Annotated in this window: 15 protein-coding genes and 1 pseudogene; 8 read left to right on the top strand and 8 right to left on the bottom strand. The window is 68.9% G+C overall.

Annotated elements, in window-relative coordinates; genetic code table 11:
• Nucleotides 1–506: 506 nt before the first annotated feature.
• Both QSJ95_RS26150 and ccoN read right to left on the bottom strand, forming a co-directional pair.
• A complete protein-coding gene (locus QSJ95_RS26150; RefSeq protein ID WP_051879175.1) occupies nucleotides 507–716 on the bottom strand; it encodes a hypothetical protein in 210 nt (69 codons plus the stop codon).
• An 11-nt stretch (nucleotides 717–727) separates the two neighbouring features.
• Entirely contained in the window at nucleotides 728–2,164 is a 1,437-nt protein-coding gene (gene ccoN, locus QSJ95_RS26145; protein ID WP_061561635.1) for a cytochrome-c oxidase, cbb3-type subunit I, read from the bottom strand.
• 401 nt (nucleotides 2,165–2,565) lie between these two features.
• Here ccoN and QSJ95_RS26140 point away from each other — a divergent pair, with 401 nt between their 5' ends.
• From QSJ95_RS26140 to QSJ95_RS26130, 3 genes are all read left to right on the top strand, one after another.
• On the top strand, nucleotides 2,566–3,945 hold the full coding sequence (locus tag QSJ95_RS26140) for a nitronate monooxygenase (RefSeq protein ID WP_285646396.1): 1,380 nt from the start codon (nucleotides 2,566–2,568) through the stop codon (nucleotides 3,943–3,945).
• A gap of 37 nt (nucleotides 3,946–3,982) precedes the next feature.
• Entirely contained in the window at nucleotides 3,983–5,140 is a 1,158-nt protein-coding gene (gene cfa, locus QSJ95_RS26135; protein WP_061561637.1) for a cyclopropane fatty acyl phospholipid synthase, read from the top strand.
• 339 nt (nucleotides 5,141–5,479) lie between these two features.
• The gene (locus QSJ95_RS26130) at nucleotides 5,480–6,340 is read left to right on the top strand and encodes a LysR family transcriptional regulator (RefSeq protein ID WP_009620244.1); all 861 of its coding nucleotides are present in this window, start codon (nucleotides 5,480–5,482) and stop codon (nucleotides 6,338–6,340) included.
• A 228-nt stretch (nucleotides 6,341–6,568) separates the two neighbouring features.
• On the opposite strand, the pseudogene QSJ95_RS26125 reads toward QSJ95_RS26130, so the two are convergent.
• Nucleotides 6,569–6,718, bottom strand: a pseudogene (locus tag QSJ95_RS26125) (con-10 family general stress protein); the annotation flags it as partial.
• 232 nt (nucleotides 6,719–6,950) lie between these two features.
• On the opposite strand from QSJ95_RS26125, the gene QSJ95_RS26120 reads away from it, so the two are divergent.
• The 5 genes from QSJ95_RS26120 (at nucleotide 6,951) to thiM (ending at nucleotide 10,565) form a co-directional block, all read left to right on the top strand.
• A complete protein-coding gene (locus tag QSJ95_RS26120) occupies nucleotides 6,951–7,181 on the top strand; it encodes a hypothetical protein (RefSeq protein ID WP_009620247.1) in 231 nt (76 codons plus the stop codon).
• A 103-nt stretch (nucleotides 7,182–7,284) separates the two neighbouring features.
• Nucleotides 7,285–7,902 (top strand): FMN-binding negative transcriptional regulator, encoded by a 618-nt coding sequence (locus QSJ95_RS26115; protein WP_285646393.1) that lies wholly within the window; start codon nucleotides 7,285–7,287, stop codon nucleotides 7,900–7,902.
• A 71-nt stretch (nucleotides 7,903–7,973) separates the two neighbouring features.
• Entirely contained in the window at nucleotides 7,974–8,510 is a 537-nt protein-coding gene (locus QSJ95_RS26110; protein ID WP_285646392.1) for a cysteine hydrolase family protein, read from the top strand.
• Between the two features lie 110 nt (nucleotides 8,511–8,620).
• On the top strand, nucleotides 8,621–9,640 hold the full coding sequence (locus QSJ95_RS26105; RefSeq protein ID WP_285646391.1) for a hypothetical protein: 1,020 nt from the start codon (nucleotides 8,621–8,623) through the stop codon (nucleotides 9,638–9,640).
• Nucleotides 9,641–9,701: 61 nt separating this feature from the next.
• The gene (gene thiM, locus QSJ95_RS26100) at nucleotides 9,702–10,565 is read left to right on the top strand and encodes a hydroxyethylthiazole kinase (protein WP_009620255.1); all 864 of its coding nucleotides are present in this window, start codon (nucleotides 9,702–9,704) and stop codon (nucleotides 10,563–10,565) included.
• 12 nt (nucleotides 10,566–10,577) lie between these two features.
• On the opposite strand, the gene QSJ95_RS26095 is transcribed toward thiM, so the two are convergent.
• The 5 genes from QSJ95_RS26095 to QSJ95_RS26075 form a co-directional block, all read right to left on the bottom strand.
• The gene (locus QSJ95_RS26095) at nucleotides 10,578–10,919 is read right to left on the bottom strand and encodes an FKBP-type peptidyl-prolyl cis-trans isomerase (protein WP_043272616.1); all 342 of its coding nucleotides are present in this window, start codon (nucleotides 10,917–10,919) and stop codon (nucleotides 10,578–10,580) included.
• Between the two features lie 89 nt (nucleotides 10,920–11,008).
• A complete protein-coding gene (locus tag QSJ95_RS26090) occupies nucleotides 11,009–11,371 on the bottom strand; it encodes a YajD family HNH nuclease (protein WP_285646387.1) in 363 nt (120 codons plus the stop codon).
• 374 nt (nucleotides 11,372–11,745) lie between these two features.
• Nucleotides 11,746–12,156, bottom strand: a complete 411-nt coding sequence (locus QSJ95_RS26085) for a YbaN family protein (RefSeq protein ID WP_285646386.1) — start codon at nucleotides 12,154–12,156, stop codon at nucleotides 11,746–11,748.
• Between the two features lie 67 nt (nucleotides 12,157–12,223).
• Entirely contained in the window at nucleotides 12,224–12,823 is a 600-nt protein-coding gene (locus QSJ95_RS26080; RefSeq protein ID WP_285646384.1) for a biliverdin-producing heme oxygenase, read from the bottom strand.
• Nucleotides 12,824–13,153: 330 nt separating this feature from the next.
• Complete coding sequence (locus QSJ95_RS26075) at nucleotides 13,154–15,757, bottom strand: TonB-dependent receptor (RefSeq protein WP_285646382.1); 2,604 nt, start codon at nucleotides 15,755–15,757, stop codon at nucleotides 13,154–13,156.
• Nucleotides 15,758–15,816 lie beyond the last annotated feature (59 nt).

Here is a 15,816-nt window from a genome sequence, read left to right as displayed (position 1 = left end):
ATCGAATAGGCGAACACGGCGGCGCTCACGCAGTGGGGGATATGGCTGCGAACGATAGGGCCGGCGCGGTGGCGCGAAAATCGGGGAAACCCCTACGGGCCCCTAGGGGGAGGTGAGGGCGGGGCGTAGGGGGCCATTTCAAGAGCCCCTCACCCTAACCTTCTCCCGCAAGCGGGAGAGGGGACGTTGGGCAGGAACGGGCATTACGGCGTCAGCCGGCGGCTCCAGCGTTGCCGACTGGCATCGAATCCTCTCCCGGCACGGACTGGCCCCCTTCAGGACGGGAGTCTCAGCCACGTAGGGCGAATAACCGTTCGCGTTTATCCGCCGTTTGACCATGGCCGAATCCCCTTCGGAGGTGAGCTGGAAACGCCACCCCGCATCGCCGGAAAACGCCAACGCATCATGCGCCACGAAAAAAAGGGCCCACCTCACGGAACAACGAGGTGGGCCCCGAAAAGTGCCAGACAGGCACGCGGGAGGGATCCGTCCCTGGATCGGGTAAATCAGGCCCGCAGGCGGCACTCGCGGCGCGGGTCGAACAGGCGCTCGCAGTGCTGGCCGGTGGCGGCGCTCATCCGCGCGGCGGCCTCGGGGTCGTCGGCGAAGGGCAGCAGCGCCGCCTGTTGCAGGTCGTGACGGCTGGCGCGGCGCAGGTGCAGGCAGGGGGCGACGGCCACGACCAGCAGCGTGGCCAGGGCGAGCAGCAGTTGCATGGCGGGGTTCCTCAGGCGGCGCTGGCGATGGGCATGCGGTCGATGCGCTGGCCGGCGCGCACGGTCAGCCAGGTGTTGCCGGCCATCAGGAACATGCCGCTGGCGAACAGGGCGCCGCCGAACAGCCGCACCATGTAGCCCGGGTGGCTGGCCTGCAGGGCTTCGACGAAGGAGTAGGTGAGGGTGCCGTCGGCGTTGACCGCACGCCACATCAGGCCCTGGGTGATGCCGTTGACCCACATTGAGGCGATGTAGAGCACGGTGCCGATGGTGGCCAGCCAGAAGTGCGCGTTGATCAGCCCGACGCTGTACATCCGCTCGCGGCCGTAGAGCTTGGGGATCATGTGGTACAGCGCGCCGATGGAGATCATCGCCACCCAGCCCAGCGCCCCGGCGTGTACGTGGCCGATGGTCCAGTCGGTGTAGTGGGACAGCGAGTTCACCGTCTTGATGGCCATCATCGGGCCTTCGAAGGTGGACATCCCATAGAACGCCAGGGAGACCACCAGGAAGCGCAGGATCGGGTCGGTGCGCAGCTTATGCCAGGCGCCGGAGAGGGTCATCATGCCGTTGATCATGCCGCCCCAGCTCGGGGCCAGGAGGATCAGCGACATCACCATGCCCAGGGACTGCGCCCAGTCCGGCAGCGCGGTGTAGTGCAGGTGGTGCGGGCCGGCCCAGATGTACAGGGTGATGATCGCCCAGAAATGCACGATGGACAGGCGGTAGGAGTACACCGGCCGCTCGGCCTGGCGCGGCACGTAGTAGTACATCATGCCGAGGAAGCCCACCGAGAGGATGAAGCCGACCACGCTGTGGCCGTACCACCACTGGATCATGGCGTCGGTGGCGCCGGAGTAGATCGGGTAGGACTTCAGCAGGCTGACCGGGCGCGCCAGGTGGTTGACCACGTGGACCATGCCGGTGACCACGATGAAGGCGCCGTAGAACCAGTTGCCCACATAGATGTGCTGCACCTTGCGGCGGGCGATGGTGCCGAAGAACAGGTAGGCGTAGGCGACCCACACCACGGTGACCCAGAGCGCGATGGGCCACTCCATCTCGGCGTATTCCTTGGAGGTGGTGATGCCCAGCGGGTAGCTCGCCAGCATCGCCAGGATGCTCGCCTGCCAGCCCCAGAACACGAAGTTGGCCAGGCTGTCGGAGACCAGGCGCACCCGGCAGGTGCGCTGCACTACGTAGAAGGAGGTGGCGAACAGCGCGCTGCCGCCGAAGGCGAAGATCACCAGGTTGGTGTGGATCGGGCGGATGCGCCCGAAGCTGGTCCAGGGCAGGCCGAGGTTGAGTTCCGGCCACACCAGCTGGGCGGCGATCACCACGCCCATGCTCATGCCCAGCACGCCCCAGAACAGGGTGGTGAGGGTGAAACGGCGGACGATCTCGTAATTATAGGTGTCGTTCTTGTCGAGGGCTTGCACGCTGGCCATCTTGGGTTCCGTCGAAATGCGCGGTGACTGGCTGCTCCCCCCACTGCACGGGGAACGTGGCAGCGGGTGCAAGACCCTGGTCGGAGTGGGGGGCCAGAACCTTTGCAGGGAGCCGATACAGTCTGCGGAACGTCAAGGCATGCAACAAATTAATAATAATGAAGGCTGAATGAACTTATTTTGATATGAACGCTGCGACCGTCGCCCGCGCGACCCTTTGCCGCAGGCGGGCATGGGCAAGGAAAGCGTGGCTTGCAGGGGGTAGATCCGGTTTTTCGAATACGGCTTACATATTCATTTTAATGAACTAATCGGCCATTAAATTTCATTTAAATTCAGTTAAGCCCAAGGCCTACCATTGTCCTGTCGCCGCTCTGCCTTGCGGCTTCAGGAGTACCGCCATGCCTCATCCCGCGCTGAACACCCCCCTGGTCGAACTCCTGGGTTGCCGGGTCCCCATCCTCTGCGCCGGCATGGGCGGCGTGGCACGCCATGAACTGGTCGCGGCGGTGAGCAACGCCGGCGGCTTCGGCTGCCTGGGCATGGTGCGCGAGCCGGTGGCGCTGATCCGCCGCGAGGTGGCGGCCTACCGCGAGCTCAGCCACGAACCCTTCGCCGTCAACCTGATCCCCGCGGCCACTCCCGCCGACTTGCTGGAGGCACAGGTGGCCGTCTGCCTGGAGCTGCGGGTGCCGGCGGTGGCGCTGTTCTGGGACGTGCGGGCCGACGTGGTCCGCCGCTTCAAGGACGCCGGCATGCTGGTGCTGCACCAGGTGGGCCACCGCGCCGATGCCGAGGCCGCGCTGCGCGCCGGGGTGGACGTGCTGATCGCCCAGGGCGTGGAAGCCGGCGGGCACGTGCGCGGCCAGGTATCCACCTTCGCGCTGGTGCCGGAGCTGGTGGCTCTGGGCGAGGTGCCGGTGGTGGCCTGCGGCGGCATCGCCAGCGGCGCCGCCATCGCCGCTGCGCTGGCCCTGGGCGCCCAGGGCGTGGCCTGCGGTTCGGCCTTCCTCGCCACCGACGAGTCCTACGCCCACGACTACCACAAGCGCTGCCTGGTCGAGGCCGAGGCGGAGCAGACGCTGCTGACCGAGGCCTTCTTCCGCAACTGGCCGATGCCGGCGCCGGTGCGCGTGCTGCCCAACGCCGTGACCCGCGGCGACTACGCGAACCTGCAAGAGCGCCGCGAGACGCCGGTGATCGGCGAGCAGGACGGCGGCCCCATCTACCTGTTCTCCACCGACTCGCCGTTGCGCGGCGCCTATGGCCGCCTGGAGGACATGCCGATCTACGCCGGCCAGTCCTGCGCCCAGCTGCACGACATCCGCCCGGCCGCCGAGCGCCTGGCGCAGCTGGTGGCGGAGGCCGATGCCAGCCTGGCGCGCCTGCAGGGCGGCGACGAAGACGCCGACCTCGTCGACTGGCTGCAGGAACTGCTGAGCGCCGAGCGCGCCGGCGCCCGGGTGATGCTCGACAGCGCCCGGCAGACCGAGGATCCACGACTTCTGGAGCGCTTGCACGCGCTGCACCAGGGCGAGGCGGAAAGCTGCCGCCGCCTGCGCCGCAGCCTGCAGCGCCTGGGCGCCGAGCCCGGACGCGAACTGGACGCCTTCCATGCCAAGGCCATGGCCATCGAGGAGATGGCCGAGCGCCTGCGCTTCGTCGCCCGCGGCCAGCGCTGGGTGGCGCGGCGCCTCGCCCAGCGCCTGCCGCGCATCCGCCAGGCCTGGCTGCGCGAGGAACTGCGCGCGGTCCTGCGCCTGCACCGCGACGACGCCTGAGCGCCAACGGATATCTAGAAAACACAAGGGAAACACCATGCCTTCCGAGCTCTCCACCTCCCGCCCGACCCCGGCGGCTGCCGACAGCCGTGCCCAGCGTTTCGCCCGCTCGCTACTCGAGCAGGCCGGCCTGGGCCTGGACGGCCACCAGCCCTGGGACATGCGCCTGAACCATCCCGGCGTGCCGCAACGCGCCCTGGCCCAGGGCAACCTCGGCCTTGGCGAGGCCTACATGGACGGCGACTGGGACTGCGACCAACTCGACGAGTTCTTCGCCCGCCTGCTGCGCAGCGGGGTGGTCGACCAGGTCAGCCCGGCCTCTCTGATCTTCCACGCCCTGCAGGCGCGCCTGTGCAACCTGCAGACGGCGAACCGCGCCTGGGCGGTGGGCGAGCGCCACTACGACCTGGGCAACGACTTCTACGCCGCCATGCTCGACCCGCGCATGACCTACACCTGCGGCTACTGGAAGGACGCCGAGGACCTGGCCCAGGCCCAGGAGGCCAAGCTCGACCTGGTGTGCCGCAAGCTCGACCTGCGCCCGGGCATGCGCGTGCTGGACATCGGCTGCGGCTGGGGCAGCTTCATGGCCTTCGCCGCCGAGCGCTACGGCGTGGAATGCGTGGGCGTGACCATCTCCCGCGAGCAGTGCGAATGGGCGCGCAAGCGCTACGCCGGGCTGCCGCTGGAGTTCCGCCTGCTGGACTACCGCGACCTCGACGAGCGCTTCGAACGCATCGTCAGCATCGGCATGTTCGAGCACGTCGGGCGCAAGAACCACCGCACCTTCATGGAGGTCGCCTCGCGCTGCCTGGACGACGACGGCCTGTTCCTGCTGCACACCATCGGCAAGAACCAGCGCCGCAGCGTGCCGGACCGCTGGATCGACAAATACATCTTCCCCAACGGCGACCTGCCCTCCATCGGCCAGATCGGCGACGCCGCCGACGGCCTGCTGGTGGTGGAAGACCTGCACAATTTCGGCGCCGACTACGACCGCACGCTGATGGCTTGGGCGCGCAACTTCGAGGCCAGCTGGCCGCGCTTCGCCGAGGAACTGGGCGAGCGCTTCTACCGCATGTGGCGCTACTACCTGCTGTCCTGTGCGGGGGCCTTCCGGGCGAGGGATATCCAGCTGTGGCAGTGGGTGCTGTCGCGGCGCGGGGTGTTGGGTGGGTATCGGCGGGTGAGCTGAGCTTCCGTCCTGTAGGAGCGAGCTTGCTCGCGAACGGGGTTTCCAGGGACTTCGGCGCCAAGACCGAGAGCGCCCTCTCCCTAACCCTCTCCCTGAAGGGAGAGGGGACCGTTCGGTGTGCGCTGGTGTTTCCGTGTCAGCCGATATGCGCCGGCGTAAACCAATTCTTCCAGCAGGCACAGACAAGCCCCCTCTCCCTTCAGGGAGAGGGCGGGGGGAGAGGGTTGCGGACCTTCACCTAACACCACTCCCCACCGGAAAAAACCACCGTCATTCCCCCAGCAGTCCCCCCACCCTGGTTTAGAATGCCGCCACCCGCCCCCAGCCCCGCCCCACAGCATGGACATCGACCTCACCCGCACCTTCCTGGAAATCGCCCGCCACGGCAGCTTCGTCGCCGCCGCCGAGCGCATGCACGTCACCCAGACGGCCATCACCGCGCGCATCCAGAAGCTGGAAAGCCACCTCAACTGCAAGCTGTTCGTGCGCAACCGCGCCGGCGCGCGCCTGACCGCCGACGGCGAGGCTTTCATCATCTACGCCAACCAGATGCTACAGACCTGGGAAGCCGCGCAGCGCGACCTGCCGCTGCCCGAGGGCGTGGACAACGTGCTGCACATCGGCGGCGAGGTGAGCCTGTGCAACCCGCTGATGCTGCGCTGGGTCAGCCGCATCCGGCAGACCATCGACAGCTACGCGGTGCGCGCCGAGATCGGCAGCGGCGAGGCCCTGCTGCGCCAGCTGGAGCTGGGCGTGCTGGACGCCGCGCTGGTGTACCAGCCGCACTACTGGCCGGGCATGCAGGTGGAGCAGTTGCTGGAAGAGAAGCTCATCCTGGTGCGCGCCAAGAACCCCGAGCCCTACGTGTACATCGACTGGGGCGAGGGCTTCCGCCAGCAGCACGACAGCGCATTGCCGGACAAGGCCCGCGCGCCGGTGGCCTTCAACCTCGGGCCGCTGGCGCTGCAGTACATCCTGGAGAACGGCGGCTCGGGCTACTTCCGCACGCGGGTGGTGCAGAGCTACCTCGACAAGGGCGTGCTGCGCCGCGTGCCGCGGGCCCCGGAGTTCAGCTACCCGACCTACCTGGTGTATTCCCGCGAGCGCGATTCGGCGCAGTTGCAGCAGGCCTTCACGCTGCTGCGCGAGCTGGTGCGCGAGGACCCGGACTGGTCGCAGCGCTGGGACCCGACGCTCTGACGGGGCACGGGGCTACACTGCCCAACGGCTAGCCTGTTTCCGCCGGGCGCGCCAACCTTCAGCGCCTCGGGAGGCCAGGCAAGGGCGGCCTGGGCGGCGGCCTCGGTGGCGGCGGGGGAGCGGGCGTGGCGCTGCCGCTGGACGGCGAGCGGGACCACCAAGGCTAGGCGCTTCATGAAGAAGCCCGGCGGAACCTGGGGCTCCGCCGGGCCCGCTCAGGGCTACGGCCTAGCTCCTGCCGCCGCCGTGGCTGTGCTGGCCACCCTTGCGGCCGGCCTCCGCGGCTCTTTCACGGTCATTGGCGAAGTTGCCGCCACTGCGGGAGCCGCCTTTCTTGCCGGCTTCCGAGGCTTTCTCGCGGTCGTTGGCGAAGTTGCCGGGGTTGCTGCTCTTCGAAGTCATGATGAACTCCTCAGGGTTGGTTTCCACTGAATGGGCGAACCGTCATCGGCCCGCACATGTAGTGGGAAGGCCACGTGGCCGAATGGTTCGAAGAAGTTTCGCCAGCGGTTGCCCGGGGCCTGCCGGGCGGCAGGCGATCGATCGGTTTGAACCCTGGCGGCGCATGGGCTTCTTACCCTGATACCCATGCTTCGAGAGGGAGAGGCCCATGGCACGCTGGAAGATCAGTTACCACAAGGACAACAACACGAGCGTCCTGTCCATGCCGTCCGCGCACAAGCCGAGCATGCAGGAGGCGGAGCGCTACCTGCTGGAGTGGGCGCGCCGCAACCTGGAAAAGGGCGAGTACGGCGCCGCCCACGAAACCCCCGAGGGCGACGCGACCGATGCGTTGCTGCGCCTGTATGGCATCACCATCACGGGCATCACCCGCGAATGACGGGCCGCCGGGGAATGGCTCCCTGTGGCGAAGGGGAAATGGCTCTTTGTAGTGGACCAATCCCCGCGCATCATGGGGGCCTTCCCAGTACCCGGAGAACGGCATGTACCTGCCCGAGCATTTCCGCGAGACCCGTGTCGACGCGCTGCACCGCCTGATCCAGGCCCACCCGCTGGGCATGCTGGTGCACGACAGCGGCGGGGGGCTGGACGCCGACCACATTCCCTTCGAACTGCTCCCCGAAGAGGGTTGCCTGCGCGCCCACGTGGCCCGGGCCAACCCCTTGTGGCAGCACGCCGATGGCAGCGAGGTGCTGGTGGTGTTCCGCGGCGCGGAGCACTACATCTCGCCCAACTGGTACCCCAGCAAGCACCTGAGCCACGAGCAGGTGCCCACCTGGAACTACCAGGTGGTGCACGTGCGCGGCACCCTGCGGGTGGTCGACGACGAGCGCTTCGTCCGCGGCCTGGTGGGCCGCCTCACGCGCATCCACGAGGCCGGCGAGGCGCGGCCCTGGCGCATGGCCGATTCCACCCCCGAATTCATCGCCGGGATGCTGGCCAAGGTGGTCGGCATCGAGGTGCAGATCCACGAGCTGGTCGGCAAGTCCAAGCTCAGCCAGAACAAGGTGCCCGACGACGTTCGCGGCGCGGCCGGGCGCCTGGACGAGGAGGGCGCCGCCGAGCTGGCCAGGGCCATGCGCGAGCAACTGCCGTCCTAACGCGGCGCTGGCCGGCCCCGCCGCCGCCGGCTATCGTTGGTCCTTTTCCATCGCTACCGGGGAGTTCCACCATGTCCGTCGCCCTGCTCGTCATCGACGTCCAGCACGCCCTGTGCGGCGGCGCCGACGCCTGCTTCGACCACCAAGGCGTGGTCGAGCGCATCAACGGCCTGGGCCGCCGCGCCCGCGACCTCGGCCTGCCGGTCATCTTCGTCCAGCACGAGGAGCCCGAGGGCGACTTCCGCCCTGGCAGCGAAGGCTGGCAGCTGGCCCCGGCGCTGCAGGTGGCCGATGGCGACCCGCGGGTGCGCAAGACCACGCCCGACTCCTTCCACGGCACCGAACTGGATGCCCTGCTGCGCAAGCTGGGCGTGACCGGCCTGGTGATCTGCGGCATGCAGACCGACTTCTGCGTCGACACCACGGTGCGCCGCGCCCTGGCCGAGGGCTACGACGTGGTGCTGGCCGGCGACGCCCACAGCACCCTGGACAACCGCGTGCTGCGCGCCGAGCAGATCATCGCCCACCACAACGAAGTGTTCAGCCGCATGAGCAGCTTCGCCCCGCGCCTGGACGTGCTGCCCAGCGCCGCGGTGACCTTCGACTGACGCCTGCCGTGCGTCCGGCCGCCAGCCCCTGCGGCGGCGCTGCGGATAAGGTGGAGTAGGGCGCCGGCGACTTTCCCGCGCCGGCGGCGCCCGTGGCGGAAGGATAGTCGATGGCCAGCCGAGCGACAGCCTGGCGACCGCTGCGCTGCCTGTTGCTGGCGGCGTTGCTGGCGCTTGCGGCCTGCGCCGGGCACAAGGCCGCCGAGCCGCTGGCGCCGGTGACGGCGGCCACCTGGGCACAGGTGGACCGCGACATCGCCTCTGCCTCCATGGCCGCCGCCGACAAGGCCGAGGACTACGCCCGCGGCGCCATGGAAAACTGGATGGACCTGGTCTACCAGCGCACCGACAGCGACTTCATCCCCTGGTTCTCCGGCTACTGGACGCAGCAGTGGCTGGGCTTGCGGGTGGCCTGGTACAAGCTCGGCGACAGCCAGAAGAGCCCGGCGGTCAGCCGCCTGTCCGTCTACCTGCAGGGCCAGTACCAGCGCCGCGTGCTCGAACCGGTGGCGCGGCAGGTCGACCCCGCCGCGGTGATGGAGGCCGCCACCCGTTTCTACGTGCAGGCCCTCGCCGGGCAGCTGGACGCCATCCCCGAACGCCTGGGCGTGCCGCGCGCGCAGCTGGACCAGCGTTTGCAGGCCATCCCCGCCATCGCCCTGGGCCCACCCGCCACACGGGATGCCTCGCTGTACCAGCTGTTGCAGGCGAAGCGCCTGGACCAGTTGCCGGCCTACCAGGCGTTGATCGCCCGGGTGCACGATGCCTCGACGCGCACCGGGGTGGACGTGGACGAGCCGGACCAGGGCGTATCCGCCGTGGCCCGGCGCACCAGCGAGAAACTGCTGGGCGAGGTGACCGTCAGCGGCGCCGTCGGCGCCATCGCCGCGGCGGTGGGCAAGGCGGCGGGGACGGTGCTGTCGCTGGGCAGCGCCGGCTTCACCGCGCTGTCCCGCGACCGCGAGCGCCCGCAACTGGAGGCGCAGCTGCGCAAGGACCTCAACGATGCCTTCGACCAGCAGTGGCTGGCGCTGATGGGCAACAGCCAGAGCGGCGTGCTGGCCGGCGTGCACTACCTGTCGCTGCAGGTGGAGGCGGGCGTGGCCACGCCCTGGACCGCGCAGCCATAGAGGGCGCGGCGCGGAACGGGTAGATTAGGCGCACTTTCCGCCGCCCTCCCGGAGCCGCCCCATGTCCACCGCCGCGCCCGCCAGGTTCATGCCCAGCCTGGATTCGATCATCGCCGCCCATGCCGAACTGCGCGCCGCGCGGCCGCTGGTGCAGTGCCTGACCAACGTGGTGTCGGCCAACTTCATGGCCAACGTGCTGCTGGCCGCCGGGGCCTCGCCGGCAATGGTCGACAACCCCGAGGAGGCGGCCGGCTTCGCCCGCGTGGCCGGCGCCGTGCTGGTCAACCTGGGCACCCCGACCAGCGCCCAGGTGGAGGGCATGCGCCAGGCGGTGCGTTCGGCGGTGGTCCATGGCACGCCCTGGGTGCTGGACCCCATCGGCGCCGGCGGCCTGCCCTGGCGCGGCGGAGTGGCCGCCGAGCTGCTGCAGCAGCGCCCGGCGGTGGTGCGCGGTAATGCGTCGGAAATCATCGGCCTGGCCGGGCTGGGGCAGGGCGCGCCGGGCTTCGACAGCTCCGACGACCCGGCCCGCGCGGTGCCGGCGGCGGTGGAACTGCTGCGCAACTGCCAGGCGGTGTCGGCCTCGGGCGCGGTGGACCACCTGCTGGGTTGGGTCGGCGACAGCCGCGAGAGCGCCGTGCCGCGCCTGCTGCGCATCGGCGGCGGCAGCGCGCTGTTGCCGCGGGTGACCGCTTCCGGTTGCGCCCTGGGCGCGCTGGTGGCGGCCTACACGGCGGTGGCGGTGGACGCCTTCACCGCCCTGGCGGCGGCCCACGTGCATTTCGCCGTGGCCGCGGAAATCGCCGAGGCGGCCAGCCGCGGGCCGGGCTCCTTCGCCGTGGCCTTCATCGATGCCCTGGATGCGGTGGATGCCAACCTGCTGCGCCAGCGCGCCAGGCTCATGTCGGTGCAGTCCACGGCCTGAGGCGAGGCGCGTTCAGTCGTCGCGGGTCAGCACTTCCAGCAGCTCGATTTCGAAGATGAGGTTGGAGTTCGGCTTGATGTGCGCGCCGATCTGCCGCTCGCCATAGGCCAGGTGCGCCGGCACGAAGAGCTTGCGCTTGCCGCCGACGCGCATGTTCATGAGGCCGATATCCCAGCCCTTGATGACGCGTCCGGTGCCGATCACGCACTGGAAGGGGCGGCCCTTGTCGTAGGAGGAATCGAAGACGGTGCCGTCTTCCAGGGTGCCCCGGTAGTGGGTGGTGATCAGCGCGCCCTTGACCACCGCCTTGCCGTCGCCGGGGCGGATGTCCTCGATACGCAGTTCGTCGCTCATGTCTGTGCCTATGTCGCAGGTGGCGGCCCGGCCGGGCCGTTTCGGGGCGCCGTTTTCGCAGGAAACGCCGCGCAAGGCAACAGGCGCGCTCAGGAATCCTTGTTGAGCAACGCGGCCAGCCCGGCCAGGGCCTTGTGCGTGACCTTGGGCCCGCTGGCGCCGGCGTCGTTGCCCTGGTAGTGGGCGTCGACCTGGCGCTGGTGCTCGTTGTCGTGGCAGTAGAGGCACAGCAGCTCCCAGTTGGAGCCGTCCTCGGGGTTGTTGTCGTGGTTGTGGTCGCGGTGGTGCACGGTGAGTTCGCTCAGGCGCTTGCCGGAGAACTCGCGGCCGCAGCGCCCGCAGATCCAGGGGTACATCTTCAGGGCCTTTTCCCGGTAGCTGCTTTCGCGGCGCTGCTGGGCCTCGGCGAGGAACTGGTCGACCTTGCTGGTGGGTTTGGCGGGGGTGGACATGGTGGTGGCTCGGGGTGGTTGGGGTAGGTTTTCAGCATACCTCCGCTGGGGGGTATTTGCTTTTTGTGGGGGGCTTGGGGGACTTGCGGATGGAGTATCCCGGCTGCGCTGGTGCCAGGATTAAGAACGCCCTCTCCCTAACCCTCTCCCTGAAGGGAGAGGGGACCGTTCGGTGCGATCTGGTTTTCCCGAGTCAGCCGGCAAACACGGCGGTTTCCAGCTGAAACCATGCCTTATCTCGGCACGGACTAGCCCCCTCTCCCTTCAGGGAGAGGGTTGGGGAGAGGGAGCGGAGCAACCGGCAACACCATGGCCCCCGGCGAGCACGGTTCGCGAGCAAGCTCGCTCCTACAAGAGCCTGGAGCCTGCCTGCCCTACGGATTCCGCTCCGGCCCCGTCGTCGGCCGATCATCCGGCCGCGACCAGATCCACAGGTTGCCGATCGCCATGCCCAGCACCACCGCGTACAGCCAGTAGCCGTGGGGTAGGGTGAGCAGCATGATCGCCAGCGCCGCGAGCATCGCCAGGCTGGCGGCGACCTTGGCCCGGCGGGCGATGGCGCGGCCGTTGCGCCAGTTGGCGAGGATGGGGCCGAACAGCCGGTGGTTCTCCAGCCAGGCGCTGAGCCTGGGCGAGCTCTTGGCCGCGGCCCAGGCCGCCAGCAGCACGAACTCGGTGGTCGGCAGGCCGGGCACCACCAGGCCGACCATGCCCACGCCCAGGCTGGTGTAGGCGAGCAGGGCATAGAGCAGGCGGACGGTGCGCGAACGGGCGGGCTGGGACATCGGGACGGCAGCGACGGGGGTGAAAGGCGCATCCTGGCGGCTGCCGGGATGCGCGTCAATCATCGCGTCAGGCGTGGGCGGCGGCATGCTCGTAGGCGTGCTGCAGCAGGGCGCCGAAACGCTCGAAGGCGGCCAGGGCGCCGGCTTCGGCCGCGCGTTCTTCCTCGGCGCTCAGCGCCAGGCCGTCGAGGGTGCGGGTGAAGCGCTTCCAGCCTTCGGCGCGGCCGCCGGTCGGCTCGCCCAGGTGGCGGGCGCCGAAGTTCTCGTCCAGGCCCAGGGCGGCCACGCGCTTGATCAGGAAGGCGGCGCCGAGCTTGGAGCCCTCGGAGACGAACAGCCAGCCCAGGGCCTCGGCGCGGGACGGATTGGCCGGGGCGCCGGCCACCGGCACCGGGACCTGGGCGCCGAGGTCGGCGAGGTCGGCCTTCGCCTGCCGGGCGCGGCAGCGTTCGGGCAGGTCGGGGAAGATCGCGCCCAGCTCGGCATCCTGGTACAGCGCCTGCAGCTCCGACTGGAACAGGTACTGGGCGACGACGAAGGGGGTGAAGTTCTCGCGGCTGACGAAGGGATCGTGGGCCTTCACCGCGGCGTCCAGGCGCTGGTGCGGGGCGTGGGTCGCCAGGTTCAGGCGCTGGGAACGCAGGGCGGGGGCTTCCAGGGTGGTCATGCAGCAGGTTCCTTGAGCGATGGATTCACAGAAGACGAGACGAACGAGGGCGGGAAAAACGTAAAGAACGGATGAGAGGTTCCCCTGTAGGAGCGGGCCCTGCCCGCGATTTCGCGCGCAGGGCGCGCTCCTACAGGTGAATCCGGAGGTGCGCATGGCGTAGCGGATCTTATCCGCGAATCGCGCCGGTGGTTCCGGCTATCGCGGACAAGGTCCGCTACACCGTCGGCACCCGCAACACTCCGTAGGATGGTGTTGAGCGAAGCGATACCCATCGCCATGACCGCATGGGTATCGCAGGCTCGGCCCATCCTACGAAGAGCGCTTACCTCAGATATCCCACACCAGGTTGACCGAGAAGTTGCGCCCCGGCTGGGTCAGGCGGTCGAGGTTGGCCGGGGCCAGCACCGAGGCTTCGCCGACGCTGTCGTAGCCGCGCACGTCGTCCCACAGCCAGTACTTCTTGTCGGTGAGGTTGTACACGCCGGCGTTCAGCGTCAGGTCGTCGGTCAGCTTGTAGTAGGCGGTCAGGTCGAGGATGCCGAAGCCGGGGGTCTTGAACTGGCTGCTGGTGCCGTCCGGGGCGTTGAAGGTGGTGTCGTCGACACGGTCCTTGCGCTTGACCAGGGTCCAGTTCAGCAGGCCGCCGTAGACCTGGCTGGGCGCGTCGTAGCCCAGGCCGAACACGCCGGTCAGCGGGTTGACGCTGTTGAGCGGCTCGCCGGTGTCCTTGTTGCGGCCGTAGGCGTAGGCCACCGAGCCCTTGCTGTAGAGGCCCTGCGGCGCGCCGAACGGGGCCAGTTCCAGGCGGCCCTTGAGCTCCACGCCCTTGATGATGGCGTGCTTGATGTTGTTGCTCTGGAAGGTGACTTCGTTGTAGCCGGCGGTGATGGCGTCTTCGTTAATGAAGTCGCGGTACTTGTTGTAGAACACCGAGACGTCGAACGAGCCGATGTCGAAGGTGCCGCGCAGGCCGGTCTCGTAGCTCTGGCTGCGTTCCGGGTCCAGGTCCGGGTTGGGCTCGACGCGGTAGCCGCTGGTGGGGTTGTCGAAGCGGCCGTACAGCGCCTTGGCGGTCGGGGTGCGGAAGCCCTGGGCGTACTGGCCGTACCACAGGTAGTTGTCGTCGAAGGCATAGGTCACGCCGAGCTTGGGCGAAAGCTGGTGCCAGGTCTTGTCCTCGCTGCTGACTTCGCCGTCGCCGCTCTGGTCGGCGGTGTTGAGGAACTCCTCGGTGATGTGCGGCTTCAGCCGGGTGTAGTCGTAGCGCAGGCCGGGCAGGAAGGTCCAGGCGTTCCAGCGAATCTCGTCCTGGGCGAACAGGCCGTAGGTGTCGATGGTCGGGTCCGGAAAGTCGCTGCTGCGCGCCAGGGCGTCGCTGGCGCTGCTGGCGCCCACGGCGGTGCAGCCGCGGCCCACGGCCAGGCAGGTGCCGCTGCCTTCGCGGTAGCCGGTGACCTTCTGCCGCTTGAGGTTGGTGCCGTAGGTCAGCAGGTGGTCGGTCTCGCCCAGCTCGAAGCTCTTGTCCAGCTGCAGGTCGAACACCCACTGGCGTTCCTTGTAGAGGGTGTCGCGGGTGCGCAGGACCTGGCGGGTCATGGGGTAGTAGAACTCTTCGGTGCCCTGGTCGGTCTTCGCCACCTGGTAGTTGAAGGTCCACTTGGCGTGGTCGGCCAGGGCGCTGTCGACGAGGAACTGATGGTCCAGGCCGAAGCGCTCGCGGGTGATGGTGTCGCTGGCCTTGCGCCACTGGTACATGCCGCCGGGCAGGATGCTCGGCGGCAGGGCCGGCGCGCCGTTGGAGTAGGGGCCGCCGTAGGCGCTCTTCTGGTCGGAATCGACGTCGTCCTTGTAGTGCTCGTAGGTCAGGCCGAAGCGCGAGCCTTCGGCGTAGTTCCAGCCCAGCTTGGCCAGCACGTTGGTGGTGCGCACGTCCTCGGGGTTGGCTTCGGTGCGGGAGAGGCCGGTGCCGCCGTGGCTGCCGTAGGACTCGGTCTCGTGGCCGTTGCGCTGGCTGACGTGGAGCAGGGCGTCGAAGTCGTCGTGGCGGCCGGCGACGGTGGCGGAGGTCAGCCAGCTGTCGTCGGCCGAGCTGTAGCCGGCCTTCAGGCGCGCGCCGACGTCCTTGCCGTCCTTGATGATGTCGCTCGGGTCGAGGGTGAAGTAGCTCACCGCGCCGCCGATGGCGTTGCTGCCGTACAACGCCGAGGCCGGGCCGCGGAGGATTTCCACGCGCTTGACGATCTCCGGGTCGACGTAGTTGCGCTCGGTCTGGGCGTAGGGGCCGTTGAAGAAGGAGCCGGGGATCTCGACGCCGTCGATCTGCGTCAGCACTCGGTCGCCGTCGATGCCGCGGATGTTGTAGCCGGTGATGCCCGAGCGCTGGCCGGTGCCGCCGACGCTGACGCCGGGTTCGTCGCGCACCAGCTCCTTGATGCTGTTGACGTTGTTGCGGTCCAGGTCGGTGCGGCTGCGCACGCTGACGGTGTTCGGCACCTCGTTGACGTTCTGCGCCTGGCGGGTGGCGGTGACGGTCTGCGGCTGCAGCTCGATGGCGCGGGCGCCCGGGGCGCGGAACAGCACGACGTTGCGCTCGGAGACCTGGCGGTAGTCCAGGCCGCTGCCGGCCAGCAGGCGCTTGAGCGCCTGCTCGGCGCCCAGGCGGCCGCTGACGCCGGGGGAGGTGACGCCGCTGGCCAGTTCCGCCGGCAGGGCCACCTGCCAGCCAGTGACCGAACTGAAGGCGTTCAGCGCGCCGGCCAGGGGCTGGCGCTCGATGGCGAAGCGGTAGCCGGCCTGGGCCTGGCTGCTGGGCTCGGCAGCCTGGACGCCGGCGGCGGGCACGGCGGCCAGGGCGACGGACAGCGCCAGCAGCGACAGGTTGGCGGGTGCACACAGGCGTTGCAGGGGGGAGCGTCGGGCGTGGGTGGTCATCGAAGGCTCTCTTCTGAAGTTTCGCCGCATTTAAAATGCGAATCAGTTGCATTGGCATC

It is taken from the genome of Pseudomonas sp. NBRC 100443, from assembly GCF_030268185.1.
GTDB classification, from domain to species: domain Bacteria; phylum Pseudomonadota; class Gammaproteobacteria; order Pseudomonadales; family Pseudomonadaceae; genus Pseudomonas; species Pseudomonas citronellolis.
This window is presented reverse-complemented; position numbering and strand designations above follow the sequence as displayed.

What these genes read in the sequence shown, in the direction of transcription:
- QSJ95_RS26150 (WP_051879175.1), bottom strand. Translation starts at nt 716, where the DNA reads ATGCAACTGCTGCTCGCCCTGGCCACGCTGCTGGTCGTGGCCGTCGCC.
- ccoN (WP_061561635.1), bottom strand. Translation starts at nt 2,164, where the DNA reads ATGGCCAGCGTGCAAGCCCTCGACAAGAACGACACCTATAATTACGAG.
- QSJ95_RS26140 (WP_285646396.1), top strand. Translation starts at nt 2,566, where the DNA reads ATGCCTCATCCCGCGCTGAACACCCCCCTGGTCGAACTCCTGGGTTGC.
- cfa (WP_061561637.1), top strand. Translation starts at nt 3,983, where the DNA reads ATGCCTTCCGAGCTCTCCACCTCCCGCCCGACCCCGGCGGCTGCCGAC.
- QSJ95_RS26130 (WP_009620244.1), top strand. Translation starts at nt 5,480, where the DNA reads ATGGACATCGACCTCACCCGCACCTTCCTGGAAATCGCCCGCCACGGC.
- QSJ95_RS26120 (WP_009620247.1), top strand. Translation starts at nt 6,951, where the DNA reads ATGGCACGCTGGAAGATCAGTTACCACAAGGACAACAACACGAGCGTC.
- QSJ95_RS26115 (WP_285646393.1), top strand. Translation starts at nt 7,285, where the DNA reads ATGTACCTGCCCGAGCATTTCCGCGAGACCCGTGTCGACGCGCTGCAC.
- QSJ95_RS26110 (WP_285646392.1), top strand. Translation starts at nt 7,974, where the DNA reads ATGTCCGTCGCCCTGCTCGTCATCGACGTCCAGCACGCCCTGTGCGGC.
- QSJ95_RS26105 (WP_285646391.1), top strand. Translation starts at nt 8,621, where the DNA reads ATGGCCAGCCGAGCGACAGCCTGGCGACCGCTGCGCTGCCTGTTGCTG.
- thiM (WP_009620255.1), top strand. Translation starts at nt 9,702, where the DNA reads ATGTCCACCGCCGCGCCCGCCAGGTTCATGCCCAGCCTGGATTCGATC.
- QSJ95_RS26095 (WP_043272616.1), bottom strand. Translation starts at nt 10,919, where the DNA reads ATGAGCGACGAACTGCGTATCGAGGACATCCGCCCCGGCGACGGCAAG.
- QSJ95_RS26090 (WP_285646387.1), bottom strand. Translation starts at nt 11,371, where the DNA reads ATGTCCACCCCCGCCAAACCCACCAGCAAGGTCGACCAGTTCCTCGCC.
- QSJ95_RS26085 (WP_285646386.1), bottom strand. Translation starts at nt 12,156, where the DNA reads ATGTCCCAGCCCGCCCGTTCGCGCACCGTCCGCCTGCTCTATGCCCTG.
- QSJ95_RS26080 (WP_285646384.1), bottom strand. Translation starts at nt 12,823, where the DNA reads ATGACCACCCTGGAAGCCCCCGCCCTGCGTTCCCAGCGCCTGAACCTG.
- QSJ95_RS26075 (WP_285646382.1), bottom strand. Translation starts at nt 15,757, where the DNA reads ATGACCACCCACGCCCGACGCTCCCCCCTGCAACGCCTGTGTGCACCC.